Origin of the sequence: Pseudomonas palleroniana, assembly GCF_022836895.1 — a bacterium.
Lineage (GTDB): Bacteria > Pseudomonadota > Gammaproteobacteria > Pseudomonadales > Pseudomonadaceae > Aquipseudomonas > Aquipseudomonas palleroniana.
The window spans coordinates 3,795,457-3,810,665 of the sequence record NZ_CP092411.1; the positions used below are offsets into that span (position 1 = coordinate 3,795,457).

Sequence of the window (15,209 nt, forward strand, 5' to 3'; positions counted from 1 at the left end):
CCATCAAGGCGGGTCAAACGCCCGCCTTTATTGTTATGTCGCGCAACGGACTCAGATCGGGTAGTGCCGTGGCCCGTTCTGCAACGTCACCCAGCGCAATTGCGTGAAGTGTTCGATGGAGGCTTTGCCGCCAAAGCTGCCATAACCGCTGGACTTGACGCCACCAAAGGGCATCTGTGCCTCGTCATGCACCGTCGGGCCGTTGATATGGCAAATGCCGGATTCCACCCGTTGCGCAAGCGCCAGGGCACGTCCGGTGTCGCGGCTGAAGATCGCCGCCGACAAACCGAACTCGGAATCGTTGGCCAGGCGCAGCAGCGCTTCGTCACCGTCACCGCGCAGCAACACCGCCACCGGGCCGAAGGACTCTTCGCGGTAGAGCCGCATGTGTTCGGTGACACCCTCGATCAGGGTCGGCTGCAGGATGCTGCCGTCCAACTGTCCGCCGGCCACCAGGCGTGCGCCCTGGCTCAGGGCATCGTCGATCAGCGCCTTGATGCGCGTGCCGGCGCCGGCATCCACCAGCGAACCCAGCACCGAATCCGGCGCGGCAGGGTCACCGGCGCGCAGAGTTGCGAGTTTGGTCGCCAGCTTGGCGGTAAAGGCACCGGCGACTTTGGCATCGACAATCAGGCGTTCGGTGGACATGCAGATCTGCCCCTGATTGAAATACGCGCCGAAGGCCGCGGCCGCTACGGCAGCGTCCAGGTCGGCGTCATCGAGCACCAGCAACGGCGCCTTTCCGCCCAGTTCCAGCAGCGCCGGCTTGAGATGGCGAGCGCAGAGTTCGCCGACAATCCGCCCGACATGGGTCGAACCGGTGAAATTGACTCGCCGCACCGCCGGGTTGGCGATCAGCCGCTCGACAATCGCGGCCGCATCTGCCGGCGCATTGCTGATGACATTGACCACGCCATCGCCCAGACCGGCGTCCTGCAACACCTGGCCGATCAACCGGTGTACCGCCGGGCTTAACTCGGAAGCCTTGAGTACCACGGTGTTGCCGCACGCCAGCGGCATGGCAATGGCGCGAGTGGCGAGAATAACCGGAGCATTCCAGGGCGCGATGCCCAGTACCACGCCGCACGGTTGGCGCAGGGCCATGGCAAAGCTGCCAGGCACATCGGAGGGGATGACTTGGCCGGTGATCTGGGTGGTCATCGACGCGGCTTCGCGCAGGATGTTGGCCGCCAGGCGCACGTTAAAGCCATACCAGTTGGCCATGGCGCCGGTCTCACCGGCCGCAGCGATAAATTCAGCGCTACGCGCCTGCAATTGCTCGGCGGCCTTGAGCAGGCGGGTGCGACGTTCGTTGGGCGCCAGCGCGGCCCAGACGGGAAACGCGGCCTGGGCCGCCGCCACGGCGGCGTCGGCATCTTCCAGGGTGGCGGCGGCCACCCGCGAAACCACGGCACCGGTCACCGGGTTGCAACGCTCGAAGGTTCGACCGTCGCGGGCGGGGCACGACTGGCCGCCAATCAATAGGGGCACGTCCAGCATGGTGATTCCTCTTTATTATCTTTATCGGGAATACGTTCAAGCAGGGTGACGACAATGCGGCCCGCAGGCCGCACACCTCAGCGTTTATACGCCTGCAGGCCCGGCTTGATGCTCTTGTCGTCGAGGAATTGCTTCATGCCCTGCTCGCGTCCGCCTTCGGTGTCGAGCAAGCGTGACTGATCGAGCTTGGCGTAGAGGTAATCTTCGTTCTGCTCCCAGGTCAGTTCGCGGCAACGCTTGAAACCATGCTTGGCCGCGCGCAGCACCACCGGGTTTTTCTCCAACAGGTTGCGCGCCAGTTCAATGGTGACTTCGCGCAGTTGCGCCAGCGGCACGCTCTCGTTGACCAGGCCCATTTCAGCGGCTTTCTGCCCGCCGAAGGTCTTGCCGGTCATGATGTAGTACAGCGATTGACGATGGCCCACGGTGTCGGCCATGGCCTTGCTGACCAGGTTGCCCGGTGGGATGCCCCAGTTGATTTCCGAGAGACCGAAGGTCGCTTCATCGGCGCAGATAGCCAGATCGCAGGCCACCAGCGGGCTGAAGCCACCGCCGAAGCACCAGCCGTTGACCATGGCGATGGTCGGTTTGGCGTACATGCGCAGCAGCTTCCATTGCCATTGCGAGGCTTCACGGCGGATTTTTTCCTGGAGAATTTCCGGGCCGGCATCCACTTCGCGAAAGTATTCCTTGAGGTCCATGCCTGCGGTCCAGGCTTCACCGGCGCCCGTCAGCACCAGCACACCGGCGGCCGGGTCCTGCTCCAGGGTTTCCAGCACGTCGATCATTTCCCGGTTGAGGGTCGGGCTCATCGCGTTGCGTTTTTCCGGGCGATTGAGAATGACCCAGGCGATGCCTTGCTCGATCTCAACCTTGACAGTGGTCCAACGGCCTTCGTAATTGCTCATGGCGGTATGCTCTTGTTCTGGTGTGAAGATGGATTCGAAATTAAACCGCAAATATGGTTATGTCAATTAACTATTAATTTGAATAACCAATATTTCTCAAGGTGTGACCAGCGTTTTTTCCTACGACTTGAAAAGCTGTCGTAGCCAGGGCGCGTCAACCCCGGCAAACTAGATAGCCTTCTTAACCTCCATTTCCTGAGGATTGCACTGCCAATGGCCAAGCCCTCCACCCTCGCCGCCGCCCGCCAGGCCCCGCCCGACAACGACGAGGCACGGCCGCCGCTGGATTCAGCGCTGGACGATCTGATCGGTTATGCCATGCGCCGCGCCCAGCTCAAGCTGTTTCAGAACCTGATCGGCCGGCTGTCCGAGCATGACCTGCGCCCCGCCCAGTTCTCGGCCCTGGCGATCATCGAGCAGAACCCCGGGCTGATGCAGGCCGACCTGGCACGCGCCCTGGCCATCGAGCCACCGCAGGTGGTGCCCTTGCTGAACAAGCTGGAAAGCCGCGCCCTGGCCGTGCGCGTGCGCTGCAAACCGGACAAGCGCTCCTATGGGATTTTCTTGAGCAAGCCTGGCGAAGTCCTGCTCAAGGAACTCAAGGACATCGCCGCCCAGAGCGACCTGGACGCCACCGCCGCCCTCGACGCCGAAGAGCGTGCAGAGCTGCTGCGCCTGCTCAAGAAGGTGTACCAGGACGGCTGACCTACCAGAGCGCCACGGTGTAGAGCACCAGGAAGCGTGTCTGGTTTTCATCGCGAAACGCGGCGCCACCGGGGAAGTCGTTGCGGTAGATCGACTTGCGCGCCATCAGCCCGACGTTCTTCAGCGGGCCACTCTGGATCACGTAGCCCAGTTCCATCTGGAACTCACGCTCCTTGCGGTCCTGGGCGTTGAAGGCCGTCAATTCGATATTGTCGCCACGCACATACCGCAACCGGCTCTTCAAGCCCGGTAAGCCCGAGGCCGCGAAGTCATAGTCATAGATTGCCTGCCAGGTGCGCTCCTTGGCGTTGAGAAAGTCCGAACTCATGGTCAGTTCGCTCATGCCCATCAGCTCGGTCCCCGAGATATAGGGCGTGGCCGTGTCGCCGCTGGCGTGCATGTAGCCCAAGCTGAAACGATGCCCGCCGAGGCGATAGCCGAACAGCGCCGAGAGGTTGCGGTTGTCCACCTTACCGGCCTTGGCGCTGCCGTCTTCGCGGCTGAAAAAACTGCGCAGGTCGCTGGTCAGTACCCCGTCGCCCACTGGCAGGTTATGCAGCAGCGCGAAGGTGTCCTGCTGGTAGAGGTCCGCCACTTGCGCGTGATAAATCCGCAGGCTGAGGTCTTTATTGACCTGGTAATCACCGCCCAGATAGGCCAGGTGCGAGGTGGTTGCGGTGGCGTTGAACCGACGGTTGGGCGAGGCGATTGTCATGGCCTGGTAGTCGGTAGAATCGCGCTTGTTGATACGGTCGATGTAGCCGGTATTCAGGGTCAGCCCGTCGATATCCTTGGAACTCAAGGTCGTGCCGCGAAAGGTCTGCGGCAGCAGGCGCGACGGGCTGGCAAAGGCGAACGGCAGAAAGATCGACACGTCGCCGGCCTTCACCGTGGTTTGGGCAAACCGCAACTTGGCGGTCGGCGCCAGCCGCGAATATTCATCGGCAGCACGCTTGTCGCTGGCCGATACCGGCAATAACTCAGTGCCGCTGCGGTCTGGCGAAGAGTCGAGCTTGACCCCCATCAGCCCGCGCATATCCAGGCCAAAGCCCACGATACCTGGGGTGTACCCCGATTCCAGGTTGAGGATAAACGCCTGCGCCCATTCGCGGGCGGCGGTCTTGGCGCCGTCGTCCTTGTAGTCACGGTCCAGGTAGTAGTTGCGTAGCGTCAGGGTGGCATGACTGTCGTCGATAAACCCCGCCGCCCACGACGAGGTGGGTAGAACACTCAACAGCAGCAGCGCACTGATCAGGCGTGGCGTGCGGTTCGACACACGGCAGGCCGCCGCGACAGCGCCCGTGGGGAGTTTTTGCATGTTCGATGTCCATTTTTTGTTGTTGTTTTTGGGGTGACACGCGCTCGGCCAACCGGCTTCGCCAACAGAGAATGGAAACAGCTGACAGCACTCGTCAACCGCGACTGACCGATAATCGAACGTTAATAAAACTATCTAATTTCATTCTCCCCACGCGTTCTCAGCGCAAACGATTGAGATAGAGGGCTTGCTTGTCGATACCCGTGGCAAGCTCGCCGTCGTAGTTTTTTTAGTTATATTTGTTATCTTGATTACCAGCAGCCTACCGGCTCGCACCACAACAAAAACAACAATGAGGTTTGCCCATGGACAGTCCATCGCGTCGTTCGACGCTGACTATCGCGTTGTGCTTTATCGTTGCGCTGATCGAGGGTTTCGATCTGCAGGCCGCCGGCACCGCTGCCGCCGGGTTGCGGCAGAGTTTTGCGCTGGACCCGAAAATGCTCGGCTGGGTCTTCAGCGTCGGCATCATTGGCTTGCTGCCGGGGGCGTTCTTCGGTGGCTGGGTCGCCGACCGCATCGGCCGCAAGAAAATCCTGGTCAGTGCCGTACTGCTGTTCGGGCTGTTTTCCCTGAGTACTGCGTTTGTCGAAAGCTATTGGAGCCTGTTGCTGGTGCGCTTTCTTACCGGCCTGGGCCTGGGCGCCGCGCTGCCCAACCTGATCGCGCTGTGTGCCGAGGCGGTCAGCGAAGGCAAGCGTGGCACTGCGATCAGCGTCATGTACTGCGGCGTGCCACTGGGCGGCGCACTGGCCGCCGTGGTGGCGATGTTTTCCAGTGAACACTGGCAAACCACGTTTATCATCGGCGGCCTGGCGCCCTTGCTGGCCGTGCCGCTGATGATCTGGCTGCTGCCTGAATCCAATGCCTTTCGCCAACAGTCCGGGCAAGCCCGCAGCCTGCGCCCCTCCACCGGCGAGGCACTGTTCGGCGAAGGGCGCGCACGCACGACCCTGGCGTTATGGCTCAGTTACTTCTTCACCCTGACCGTGATGTACATGCTGCTCAACTGGCTGCCTTCGTTGCTGATGGAACAGGGCTTCAGCAAACCCCAGGCGGGCTTGGTGCAGATGCTCTTCAATATCGGCGGCGCCCTCGGCTCGTTGCTGGGCGGGGTGCTGCTGGACCGCTGCAACGCGCTGAAAGTGGTGGTGTGCGTGTACACCGGGTTGCTCGCCGCACTGGCCGGGGTCGGCCTGTCGGTGGGGATTGTGCCCATGGCCATTGCCGGCTTTGCCGCCGGGTTGTTCGTGATGGCCGCCCAATTGGTGCTGTATGCCAGCGCCCCACCCGCCTACCCCACCGCCGTGCGTGCGACCGGCGTGGGGGCGGCCGTGGCCATCGGCCGGCTGGGCTCGGTGGCCGGGCCGCTGGCGGCCGGTCAACTCCTCGCGGCAGGCGCCGGCACTCCCGGCGTGCTGCTGGCGACGTCCCCCGGCGTGGTGATCGCCGCACTTACCATCATCAGCGTGATGCTACGTGCGGCGCCACAGGGCCTGCCTGGCACCCCCGCCGCTAAAACCGGTGCAGCCAGTTAAACACCAGCTTGTTGCCCTGGGTGCGGTTTTGCGCATGTTGCTCGAAGTACGCGTTCACCGACAGGATATTTTCCTTGTTGAACGCGTACATCATGCCTGGACCGATGGCCCAGACCTTTTCTCGACGCCCACTCACCGCATGCCCATCCACCTCGGTGTCGGTGATCTGCTTCAACCAGTAGCCATTCAAGCCCAGGCTCAATTGCGCGTCGATGGCGTACTGCAGCGTCAGGTTGGCATGCAGTGCCTGCCCGGCCTGGGTGCTGGAGGCATCTCCAAAGCCTGCCTGCGGCTGATCATTCTTGCCATTCCACAGGTACATGAAACGCCCACTCGCCGACCACTTGGGGCTGAACCAGTATGTCGCCGCGTAGTAGGGGTTGAATGACCAGAAATGGCTGCCGGGGTTGATCGAGCGATTGCGGTCGTAAGCGCCCACCGGCACCGTCACATCCGCCTCGACCCGCTGGGTCAACCACGGGCTGCCATCGGCTCGGGTCACTGTCGCCAGTTGCAGGAATGCGCCCAGCGTGACATCGCCAAACCCGGCCCGGGAACTGAGCGCCGCGTTGTTCAAGCCATCCTCCACCGACACATGGGCCAGGGAGGTATTGATCAGGGTAAATCCTGGCATCGCGCCATTGGCCAGGGGCTGGCCGACGTAGATGATCTGCGTGGTGGGCGCCACCACTTCCAGGTCCTGCCGGGGCAACGCGAGCTTGTTGCCATGGGCATCATTGAAGCGGCTCGCACGCGAGTACGTGAGGTATTCCTCCAGGTACCAACCGGGTCCGGCAGGCGCGGGTGAGCCGTCATAGAAGCTGGTGGTCCCAAGGTTCAGGCCGGGTAAGTCGTAAGCATGAGCGGTCGCTGACAACGCGACCCATGTCACGGCCGCAACCGGCCGCAAGATAGGCTTGAGCATCTTGTATGTCCTGTATTTTTGTTGTTGTTCAAGACCCCCGGCACGGCGCTGCCGCACCGGGGTGCAACGCTGTGGCAATGCCTACAGGTAAGTGGCGGCCAACCCGCCATCCACCGGCAGATTGACCCCGTTGACCCAACGCGCCGCGTCCGAGCAAAGGAACGCGATCACTGAGGCCACCTCATCAGCCAAGGCCGGGCGGGTCATGCGCTGGCTGTCCTCGGCCACCCGCTCTGGCCCGAGCATGCTGACGAAATCCCCCAGAATCGGGGTGAACACCGGCCCTGGCGCGACACAGTTGATACGCACCCCGTGATCGCGAAACCAGGCTTGGGATTGCTGTGCACTCCAGACGATCAGCGCTTCCTTGAAGTACTGATAGCAGCTGCCCTGCTCCACCGGATTGGCCGCCAGCCACTGCTGCCCGGCCCTGAAGCTCTCAGTCGCGGCCAGCGCTTTGTGCAGCGCCAAGCGCTGCGGCCACTGCGCGCCGAGCACCGAGGCGACGTTGACGATGCTGCCGCCCGCCGGCATGCGTGGCAGCAGCGCTTGGGTGAGATGGCGCAACCCCAGGTAGTTGACCTCCGCCACCGTTTGCACCGGCGCCGTACCGGGCACACCGGCAATATTGCACAGCGCGTCAACCCGCGTCGGCAAGCGCGCCACCAGCGCGTCGATGCTCGCGGGATCGCTCAGGTCAGCCTGGAAAAATCCAGCCAGCGTCAATTGGGGTTCATGGCGATCGACGCCCAGTACCGTGGCGCCCTGGAAGCGCGCCAATCGCGCCACTTCCGCTCCAATGCCCGACGCGACGCCGGTGACGATCAAGGTTTTGTTGTACAGGTGCATGTTCAAGCCCTCTTATTGTTGTTTAGGCAGGTGCGAGCCAAGGCTCAGAAGGGATAGGCCGGCGGCGTGTTTTTCACCGTGACCCATTGCCATTGGCTGTATTCGTCCCAGTCAGCCGGCCCGCCAACGCTGCCGCCATTGCCCGATGCGCCGCGCCCACCGAAAGGGTTGATGCACTCATCCGCCACGGTCTGGTCGTTGATATGCAGCAGGCCGCAGTCCAGCCGCTCGCCGATGGCCATGGCGCGCCCCACCGAGGGCGAGAGGATGGCCGCCGAAAGCCCGTACTCGGTGCGGTTGGCCAGCTCGATGGCCTCCTCATCCGTGGCAAAGCTGACCACCGTCGCCACCGGGCCGAAAATTTCGTCTTCAAAGGCGCGCATACCCGGCCGTACGCCACTGAGCACCGTGGGTTGGTAAAACAGCTGGTCATAATCGCCGCCCGCCTCCAGCTTTGCGCCCGCCTGCAGGCTGTCGTTGACGATCTCGCGCACGCGCTGCAATTGGCGCAGGTTGATCAAGGGGCCGAGCGCTGCTTCACCGCGCGCAGCGTTGCCCACAGTCAGCGCACGGGCCTTGTCCACCAACTTGCGCGTCAGGCTGGCGGCGATGGACTCATGCACCAGCACCAACCCGGTCGCCATGCAGATTTGCCCCTGGTGCAGCCATGCTCCCCAGGCGGCGTTGCTGGCGGCCAGGTCGAGGTCGGCGTCTTCGAGAATGATCAACGGGTTCTTGCCGCCCAGTTCCAGCGCGACTTTTTTCAGGTGCCGGCCAGCCACCTCGGCGACTTTGCGCCCCGCTGCCGTGGAGCCGGTAAACGCGATCATCCGCACGTTGGGGTCGCGGCACAGCGCCTCACCTGCCGCTGCGGCGCCGGGCAACACATGCAGCAAACCCTTGGGCAAGCCCGCTTCTTCGAACAGCCGGGCGATCAGAAAACCACCGCTGACCGGGGTCTGCGGATCGGGCTTGAGCACCACCGCATTGCCCGCCGCCAGGGCCGGTGCCACCGAACGCAGCGACAGCACCAAAGGAAAGTTGAACGGGGAAATCACCCCGACCACGCCATGGGGCTGGCGCCGAGCATAGGACAAGCGCCCCGCCGCGCTGGGCAGTACCACGCCGTGGGGTTGGGACAGCAAGCCCGCCGCCTGATGCAGCAGCACGATCGCTTCGCGCACTTCGTGCTCGCCCTTGAACAGCGCGGCGCCGGTTTCCCGGGCGACATACAGCGCCAGTTCGGCGAATGACTGTCGGGCCACCTCGGCCGCCTTGCGAAACACCTCGGCGCGCTCCCGTGGGCCGAGCGCGGCCCATGCCGGCTGGGCCAGGGCCGCGCTGCGGCTGGCCACGGCGATGTCGGCCGGGCTGGCCATGGCGCAGTTCATCAGCGGTTCGCCGGTGGCAGGTTCGATCACGGGGATCACGGCTCCCGAAGCGGGCTCCCAATCGCCGTTGAACAGGCATTCGGACTTGATGGCCCGTTGTAACAGGTGGGTGGTTTCAGACACTGACATGGCAACTCCCGGTTCTTGTAATTGTCATCGCCTGCACGGGTGCAGACGCCGCATCAAGCCTTGAGCAAAGGCTGTGCCGCTTGCACGAGACCCCGCTGACATAAACCGTCGAAGGCTCTGGATCGGGGCCTTTCACGCGCCGCGTTGCGGTGCTCCACCGCTCAACTGCAAAAACCACCACCGCGCCACTTGTTCAATTGATAAGGTTATGTTTAATAACTATCTGAGCAGTGACTCATATCGATCACTCGCCTTGCAGGGGCATAACAATGACTAATCCCCAAAGCGCGCAGCCCGACGACCGAGCGAGCGCCGCGCACTATCATCCGCGCGGCGACAGCCGCCAACTCAGCGACAGCAGTTCACCCACGCCTGCGGAACTGACCGACTGCCTGTTTTTCTCTCCCGAAGACGGGCGGATCTGGCTCAACGACCAACGCATGTTGCTGCTGCACAGCTCCGCCTTCGGCGCCCTGCGTGGGGAAGTCATCGAGCGCCTGGGGCTGGAGCAGGCGCGCGGCCTGTTTACCCGCACCGGTTATGCCTGCGGCGCGCGCGATGCGCGCCTGATACGCGAGCGCTGGCCACAGGCCGATGCCGCCGCCGTGTTCCGGGCCGGGACGCACTTGCACACCCTGGAGGGCATGACCAAGGTCGAACCCCTGTACTTCAAGTTCGACGCCGACTCGGGGTTCTATGAAGGCGAGTTTCTCTGGCACCACTCCTGCGAGGCCGACGAGCATGTGCGCGCCTACGGTGTCGGCCAGGATCCGGTGTGCTGGACGGAGACCGGGTATGCCACGGGCTTCGTCAGTGGCCTGTTCGGGCAACTGGTGATTTTCCGTGAAGTCGAGTGCCGTGGCATGGGCCACCGCAGTTGCAGGGTGCTCGGCAAGACGGTCGAGCAATGGGGCGACGCCGAGCAGGACCTGCGCTACCTGAATGTGTCCCAGGCCGTCACCGGCCCCGCCGCCGCCCCGCTGCGCCATAGCCCGGCAGGCAGCCCTGCCGGGGTCAGCCAGGCACAACCGCTGGTGGGTGCCAGTGCAGCGTTCAACGCCGCGATGCAAGCCTTGCAACGCGTCGCGCTGACCCCCGCCACGGTGCTGATCAGCGGTGAGTCCGGCGTCGGCAAGGAGATGTTCGCACGCAAGCTGCACCAACTCAGCGGCCGCCGTGACAGCCCATTCGTCGCGCTCAATTGCGCGGCCATCCCGGATAACCTGATCGAAGCCGAACTCTTCGGGGTCGAGCGTGGCGCCTACACCGGCGCCACCCACTCGCGTCCCGGGCGTTTCGAACGGGCCCAAGGCGGCACCCTGTTTTTGGATGAAATCACCAGCCTCAGCCTGGCGGGGCAAAGCAAACTGCTACGGGCGTTGCAGGAGCGCGAGATCGAACGGGTCGGCGGCGTGCGCGGCATCACGGTGGACGTGCGGGTGGTGGCCGCGACCAATATCGACTTGCGCAAGGCGGTCGCCGACGGCTCGTTTCGTGAAGACCTGTTCTACCGCCTGAATGTCTACCCCATCGCCCTGCCGCCGCTGCGTGAGCGCCGGGATGACATCCCGCTGTTGATCAATGCGTTCCTGACGCGCTTCTGCCAGGAATACGCGCGTACACCCGCCGGCCTGACCATGCGCGCGCTGAAGGTGCTGCTGCGCTACGATTTCGCGGGCAATGTGCGTGAGCTGCAAAACCTGATCGAGCGCGGCCTGATCGCCAGTGACGAGTGCCAAGCGATTGATCTGGTGCATCTGTTTCGCAACGAACCGCTGCCGGCGGATGCCTATGGCCTGGACCACCACGGCAGCCTGTCAAACACTGCGCCGGCCAGCCCCCCTGTGCTGCTGGACACCCTGGGCCAACTCGACCAGGGGTTTTCCATCGAAGGGCTCGAAGCACGCCTGATCCAGGAGGCGCTGCAGCAGAACGCCGGCAACCTGGCCGCGGCGGCCAGACGCGTTGGGCTCAGCCGTGCCCAATTTGCCTACCGGTTGAAGAAACATCAGCGGCAAACCCCGTGAGCCCGCAGGCCAACCTCAGAATTATCGAACTGTTCCAGCTTCACCCATTAAAAAAAGCAGCCCTTTGGCACCGATAACATCGTTTCTCGGGGACGCCGCCAATCCCTATATTGGCCCGCACTATCTGTGTGAATGACTCAACGTTCACCCCTCAGTGCGAGTATCTCAATGAACAAAAAACCTGACAGCACAGGACTTGATAATGCGGGCGCCGGGACCCGGGCGGTCTGGGGCGGGGAGCAAGTCAGGCACCCCTACAACGCTACCCAAACCCCGATCGTGGCCAGCGCCGCGTATGGCTACGACGACATCGATGTGTGGTACGACGTAGCATTGGGCAAAGCCCAGGGCTTCATCTACAGCCGCATGAGCAACCCGACGGTCGAGACCCTCGAAGCCAAGATCGGCGAGTTGGAAATGGCCGAATCCGCCGTTGCCTTCAGCAGCGGCATGGCGGCGATCAGCAGCGTGCTTTACACCTTCCTGGCTCATGGCGACCGCGTGGTCTCCACCAAGGACAGCTATGGCGGCACCAACAAGATTTTCGAAGAGTTCCTGCCGCGCATGGGCGTGGCGGTCACGCTGTGCGAGACGTTCGATCATGAGCAGATCGAGCGCGAAATCGCCAAAGGCTGTCAGGTGGTGTACCTGGAAACGCCCACCAACCCGACCCTGAAAATCCTCGATATCCAACGGCTGGTCGCGGCGGCCAAACGCGTCGGCGCCTTGGTCGTGGCCGACAACACCTTCGCCACGCCACTGAATCAGAGCCCGCTGGCGCTGGGGGTGGACGTGGTCATTCACAGCGCCACCAAGTTCCTAAGCGGTCACGGTGATGTGCTGGGCGGCCTGGTCTGCGGCCAGGAATCGTTGATGGCCAAGGTTCGGCATTACCGCGAAATCAACGGTGCGTCACTCGACCCGTTCTCGGCCTACCTGATCATTCGCGGCATGAAAACCCTGGTACTGCGCATGCGTCAACAGCAGCGCAGCGCTCGTGCCCTGGCGGAATTCTTGTGCACCGAACCCTTGGTGTCATCCGTCAATTATCCCGGCCTGCCCGGGCATCCGAACCACGCAGTGGCCTGCGCGCAAATGGCTGGCTTCGGCGCCATCGTCAGTTTTGTACTGGTCGGCGGCATGGACACGGTCAAGCTGCTATTGCCACGCCTGCGCTTTGCGCATTGCGCCGGCAACCTCGGTGCGGTGGAAACCATTTACGGCCCGGCCCGCACCACCAGTCATGTGGAAAACACGCTGGAGGAACGGCTGGCGCTGGGGATCTCGGAAGGGTTGGTGCGGGTCTCGGTCGGTATCGAGGACACCGACGATCTGCTGGATGATTTGAAGCAGGCGTTCGCCTTTGTGCGCGGCCTGCGCGAGAAAAACAGCCCACAGAGCAACTGCGCCGAAGTCGCGAACTGACGTTTCAAACCTCACGACAGGGCCGTCTGTGAGGCGTTTCATGAAGAGGAATAATAATAAGACTTAGCGGCAACGTTCCGACCTGCCCTAACAACTTTCATGAGAACAACCATGTCCACAAAAGAAGAAAAACTCAACACGCGTGCCGGCTTCAAACAGGAAATGCAGACCCGCCATATCGTCATGCTGGCACTCGGTGGCGTGATCGGCACCGGGCTGTTCCTGACCTCTGGCTATACCGTCAACCAGGCAGGTCCCCTCGGCGCGGTCATCGCCTACGTCATTGGCGCGCTCATGGTCTACATGGTGATGATGTGCCTGGGCGAATTGGCGGTGCAGATGCCTGAAACCGGCTCGTTCAGCAGTTACTCGACGCGGTTTCTCGGCCCGGGCACCGGCTATACCGTGGCATGGCTGTATTGGCTGACGTGGACCGTGGCCATCGGTTCGGAATTCACCGCTGCCGGTATCCTGATGACGCGCTGGTTCCCCGACACGCCGGTATGGATCTGGAGTGCGCTGTTCGCCGGCGCGGTGTTTTTCACCAACGTGGTGTCGGTGCGTTTGTTTGCCGAAACCGAGTTCTGGTTGTCGCTGATCAAAGTCGTGACGGTGGTGGTGTTTCTTGTGATCGGCGGCGGCGCCATTCTCGGCCTGCTCAATATCGATCAGGCCCACAGCATCGGCCTGGGTAACTTCACCCGTGAGGGCCTGTTCCCGACCGGTTTCATGTCGATTGCCATGACCTTGCTGGCCGTGTCGTTCGCCTTCTCGGGCACCGAGCTGATCGGTATCGCCGCCGGTGAAACCAAAGACCCCCAACGCAATGTGCCACGGGCCATCCGCACCACCGTGCTGCGCCTGGCGATCTTTTTCGTCGGCACGATTTTCGTCCTGGCAACCCTGCTGCCCCGCGAACAGGCCGGCTTGGTGGAAAGCCCCTTCGTGACCGTATTCACCTATATCGGCATCCCCTACTCCGCCGACATCATGAACTTTGTGATCATCACTGCGCTGTTGTCGGCCGCCAACTCCGGGCTGTACGCCGCCTCGCGGATGCTCTGGACCTTGAGCGACCAGGGCCATCTGCCCAAGCAGTTCTCCCAGCTGACCCGCATGGGCACGCCCTTGAATGCGATTGTGTTGAGCATGGTCGGTGGCGGCGCCTCCCTGCTCAGCAGCGTGTTCGCAGCCGACACCGTGTACCTGGCGCTGGTTTCCATCTCCGGGTTGGCGGTTGTGGTGGTGTGGATGAGCATTGCCGCGAGCCAGATCGCCTTTCGCCGCCAGTATGTGGCCAACGGCGGCGATGTGCGCGACCTCAAGTTCCGGGTGCGCGGTTACCCCTGGGTTCCGCTGGGCGCGTTGGTGTGCTGCGCGCTGGCGTGTGTAGGCATCGCGTTCGACCCCGAGCAGCGGGTCGCGCTGTACTTCGGCGTGCCCTTCATCGCCTGGTGCTACTTCGTGTATTACATTACCCGCAATAGCCGCGAGCGACGCCTGTCGCTCGCCTCCACGGTTCGACCGTCCGATGCGTTCTAGGCAAGCTCGACGGTGTGGTCCAGCGTGCTCGGCACAGCGTCGATAAGGGACAGATCATGAAGCAAAAGCCACTCCCGCCGTTGAATTGGCTGCGGGCCTTCGAGGTGTCCGCTCGATGCCTGAACTTCACTCACGCCGCTGACGAACTGTGCTTGACCCAGGGGGCCGTCAGCCAGCAGATCCGGCAGTTGGAAAGCCATCTGGGGGTGGCGCTGTTCAAGCGGTTACCACGTGGCCTGGGCCTGACCGAAGAAGGCCAGGCCTACCTGCCGGTGGTACAGGATGCGATCACCCGCCTGGCCGTCGGCACCAATGAGATCTTTGGCCAGCACAAACGCCGGCCAATCAAAGTGCGCGGCAGCCTGGCGTTTTTCGTGCACTGGCTGGCGCCCAAGCTGGTGGGTTTTCGTCAGGACCATCCGCAGGTGGATATCCGCTACATCAGCAATATCTGGGTCAAGGAGCTAGATGGCGAGGACGATATGGAGATTCGCTGGGGCCATGGTCAATGGCCCGGCCTGGTTTCGCAGCGCCTGACCTGGGACACCTTGTTTCCAGTGTGCTCGCCCGCCCTGATCGCACGTTCACCACTGAATGCGGCCGAGGACGTGGCCCAGCACACACTGCTGCATGTGCTGGGCTACGAAGAAGGTTGGGGCTACTGGTTGAAGATGGTCGGCGCGGACGCCGTCGATTCGTCGTGCGGCCTGCAGTTCGACACGCTGATCTCGACCTTGCGCATGGCGGAGCTGGGGCAAGGGATCGCCCTGGCACGCTCCTCGATGGTCGACGAAATGCTTGAGGACGGGCGCCTGGTCGCACCCTTCGACCAGCGTATCGAAGCCAGCGAATCGTTTTATCTGGTACGCGGTTCAGGCGCCGACGAGCATCCCGACGCCGTGATGTTTTCCACCTGGCTGGTCGAGCAGGCACACCGATACAAGTAGTGGCC

The 15,209-nt window shown here is 62.8% G+C and carries 12 protein-coding genes; 6 read left to right on the plus strand and 6 right to left on the minus strand.

What is annotated here, in order from left to right; translation table 11 throughout:
* Positions 1 to 51 precede the first annotated feature (51 nt).
* Positions 52 to 1,500, minus strand: coding sequence for an aldehyde dehydrogenase (locus MJP36_RS17140; RefSeq protein ID WP_244383558.1), 1,449 nt, complete (start codon positions 1,498 to 1,500; stop codon positions 52 to 54).
* A gap of 77 nt (positions 1,501 to 1,577) precedes the next feature.
* Complete coding sequence (locus MJP36_RS17145) at positions 1,578 to 2,408, minus strand: p-hydroxycinnamoyl CoA hydratase/lyase (protein WP_060752846.1); 831 nt, start codon at positions 2,406 to 2,408, stop codon at positions 1,578 to 1,580.
* 213 nt (positions 2,409 to 2,621) lie between these two features.
* On the opposite strand from MJP36_RS17145, the gene MJP36_RS17150 reads away from it, so the two are divergent.
* The gene (locus tag MJP36_RS17150; protein ID WP_104993569.1) at positions 2,622 to 3,113 is read left to right on the plus strand and encodes a MarR family winged helix-turn-helix transcriptional regulator; all 492 of its coding nucleotides are present in this window, start codon (positions 2,622 to 2,624) and stop codon (positions 3,111 to 3,113) included.
* A 1-nt stretch (position 3,114) separates the two neighbouring features.
* Here MJP36_RS17150 and MJP36_RS17155 read toward each other — a convergent pair whose 3' ends face one another.
* Positions 3,115 to 4,431 (minus strand): OprD family porin, encoded by a 1,317-nt coding sequence (locus MJP36_RS17155; RefSeq protein ID WP_161548930.1) that lies wholly within the window; start codon positions 4,429 to 4,431, stop codon positions 3,115 to 3,117.
* A 305-nt stretch (positions 4,432 to 4,736) separates the two neighbouring features.
* Between MJP36_RS17155 and mhpT the strand changes: the two genes are divergently transcribed.
* Positions 4,737 to 5,969 (plus strand): 3-(3-hydroxy-phenyl)propionate transporter MhpT, encoded by a 1,233-nt coding sequence (gene mhpT, locus MJP36_RS17160; RefSeq protein WP_205343751.1) that lies wholly within the window; start codon positions 4,737 to 4,739, stop codon positions 5,967 to 5,969.
* Here mhpT and MJP36_RS17165 read toward each other — a convergent pair.
* The 3 genes from MJP36_RS17165 to MJP36_RS17175 form a co-directional block, all read right to left on the minus strand.
* Positions 5,947 to 6,894, minus strand: coding sequence for a SphA family protein (locus tag MJP36_RS17165; protein ID WP_244383559.1), 948 nt, complete (start codon positions 6,892 to 6,894; stop codon positions 5,947 to 5,949). The genes mhpT and MJP36_RS17165 overlap by 23 nt on opposite strands.
* 81 nt (positions 6,895 to 6,975) lie before the next feature.
* Positions 6,976 to 7,743 (minus strand): coniferyl-alcohol dehydrogenase, encoded by a 768-nt coding sequence (locus MJP36_RS17170; RefSeq protein ID WP_244383560.1) that lies wholly within the window; start codon positions 7,741 to 7,743, stop codon positions 6,976 to 6,978.
* Between the two features lie 44 nt (positions 7,744 to 7,787).
* Positions 7,788 to 9,263, minus strand: coding sequence for a benzaldehyde dehydrogenase (locus MJP36_RS17175; RefSeq protein ID WP_244383561.1), 1,476 nt, complete (start codon positions 9,261 to 9,263; stop codon positions 7,788 to 7,790).
* A 269-nt stretch (positions 9,264 to 9,532) separates the two neighbouring features.
* On the opposite strand from MJP36_RS17175, the gene MJP36_RS17180 reads away from it, so the two are divergent.
* From MJP36_RS17180 to MJP36_RS17195, 4 genes are all read left to right on the plus strand, one after another.
* Positions 9,533 to 11,290, plus strand: coding sequence for a sigma-54-dependent Fis family transcriptional regulator (locus MJP36_RS17180; RefSeq protein ID WP_244383562.1), 1,758 nt, complete (start codon positions 9,533 to 9,535; stop codon positions 11,288 to 11,290).
* A gap of 168 nt (positions 11,291 to 11,458) precedes the next feature.
* Positions 11,459 to 12,715: a cystathionine gamma-synthase family protein gene (locus MJP36_RS17185; protein WP_244383563.1), complete on the plus strand. Its 1,257-nt coding sequence runs from the start codon at positions 11,459 to 11,461 to the stop codon at positions 12,713 to 12,715.
* A 111-nt stretch (positions 12,716 to 12,826) separates the two neighbouring features.
* Complete coding sequence (locus tag MJP36_RS17190; protein ID WP_060752837.1) at positions 12,827 to 14,257, plus strand: amino acid permease; 1,431 nt, start codon at positions 12,827 to 12,829, stop codon at positions 14,255 to 14,257.
* 56 nt (positions 14,258 to 14,313) lie between these two features.
* Entirely contained in the window at positions 14,314 to 15,204 is an 891-nt protein-coding gene (locus MJP36_RS17195) for a LysR substrate-binding domain-containing protein (RefSeq protein ID WP_060752836.1), read from the plus strand.
* The last annotated feature ends 5 nt before the right edge of the window (positions 15,205 to 15,209 follow it).

What these genes read in the sequence shown, in the direction of transcription:
- MJP36_RS17140 (WP_244383558.1), bottom strand. Translation starts at nt 1,500, where the DNA reads ATGCTGGACGTGCCCCTATTGATTGGCGGCCAGTCGTGCCCCGCCCGC.
- MJP36_RS17145 (WP_060752846.1), bottom strand. Translation starts at nt 2,408, where the DNA reads ATGAGCAATTACGAAGGCCGTTGGACCACTGTCAAGGTTGAGATCGAG.
- MJP36_RS17150 (WP_104993569.1), top strand. Translation starts at nt 2,622, where the DNA reads ATGGCCAAGCCCTCCACCCTCGCCGCCGCCCGCCAGGCCCCGCCCGAC.
- MJP36_RS17155 (WP_161548930.1), bottom strand. Translation starts at nt 4,431, where the DNA reads ATGCAAAAACTCCCCACGGGCGCTGTCGCGGCGGCCTGCCGTGTGTCG.
- mhpT (WP_205343751.1), top strand. Translation starts at nt 4,737, where the DNA reads ATGGACAGTCCATCGCGTCGTTCGACGCTGACTATCGCGTTGTGCTTT.
- MJP36_RS17165 (WP_244383559.1), bottom strand. Translation starts at nt 6,894, where the DNA reads ATGCTCAAGCCTATCTTGCGGCCGGTTGCGGCCGTGACATGGGTCGCG.
- MJP36_RS17170 (WP_244383560.1), bottom strand. Translation starts at nt 7,743, where the DNA reads ATGCACCTGTACAACAAAACCTTGATCGTCACCGGCGTCGCGTCGGGC.
- MJP36_RS17175 (WP_244383561.1), bottom strand. Translation starts at nt 9,263, where the DNA reads ATGTCAGTGTCTGAAACCACCCACCTGTTACAACGGGCCATCAAGTCC.
- MJP36_RS17180 (WP_244383562.1), top strand. Translation starts at nt 9,533, where the DNA reads ATGACTAATCCCCAAAGCGCGCAGCCCGACGACCGAGCGAGCGCCGCG.
- MJP36_RS17185 (WP_244383563.1), top strand. Translation starts at nt 11,459, where the DNA reads ATGAACAAAAAACCTGACAGCACAGGACTTGATAATGCGGGCGCCGGG.
- MJP36_RS17190 (WP_060752837.1), top strand. Translation starts at nt 12,827, where the DNA reads ATGTCCACAAAAGAAGAAAAACTCAACACGCGTGCCGGCTTCAAACAG.
- MJP36_RS17195 (WP_060752836.1), top strand. Translation starts at nt 14,314, where the DNA reads ATGAAGCAAAAGCCACTCCCGCCGTTGAATTGGCTGCGGGCCTTCGAG.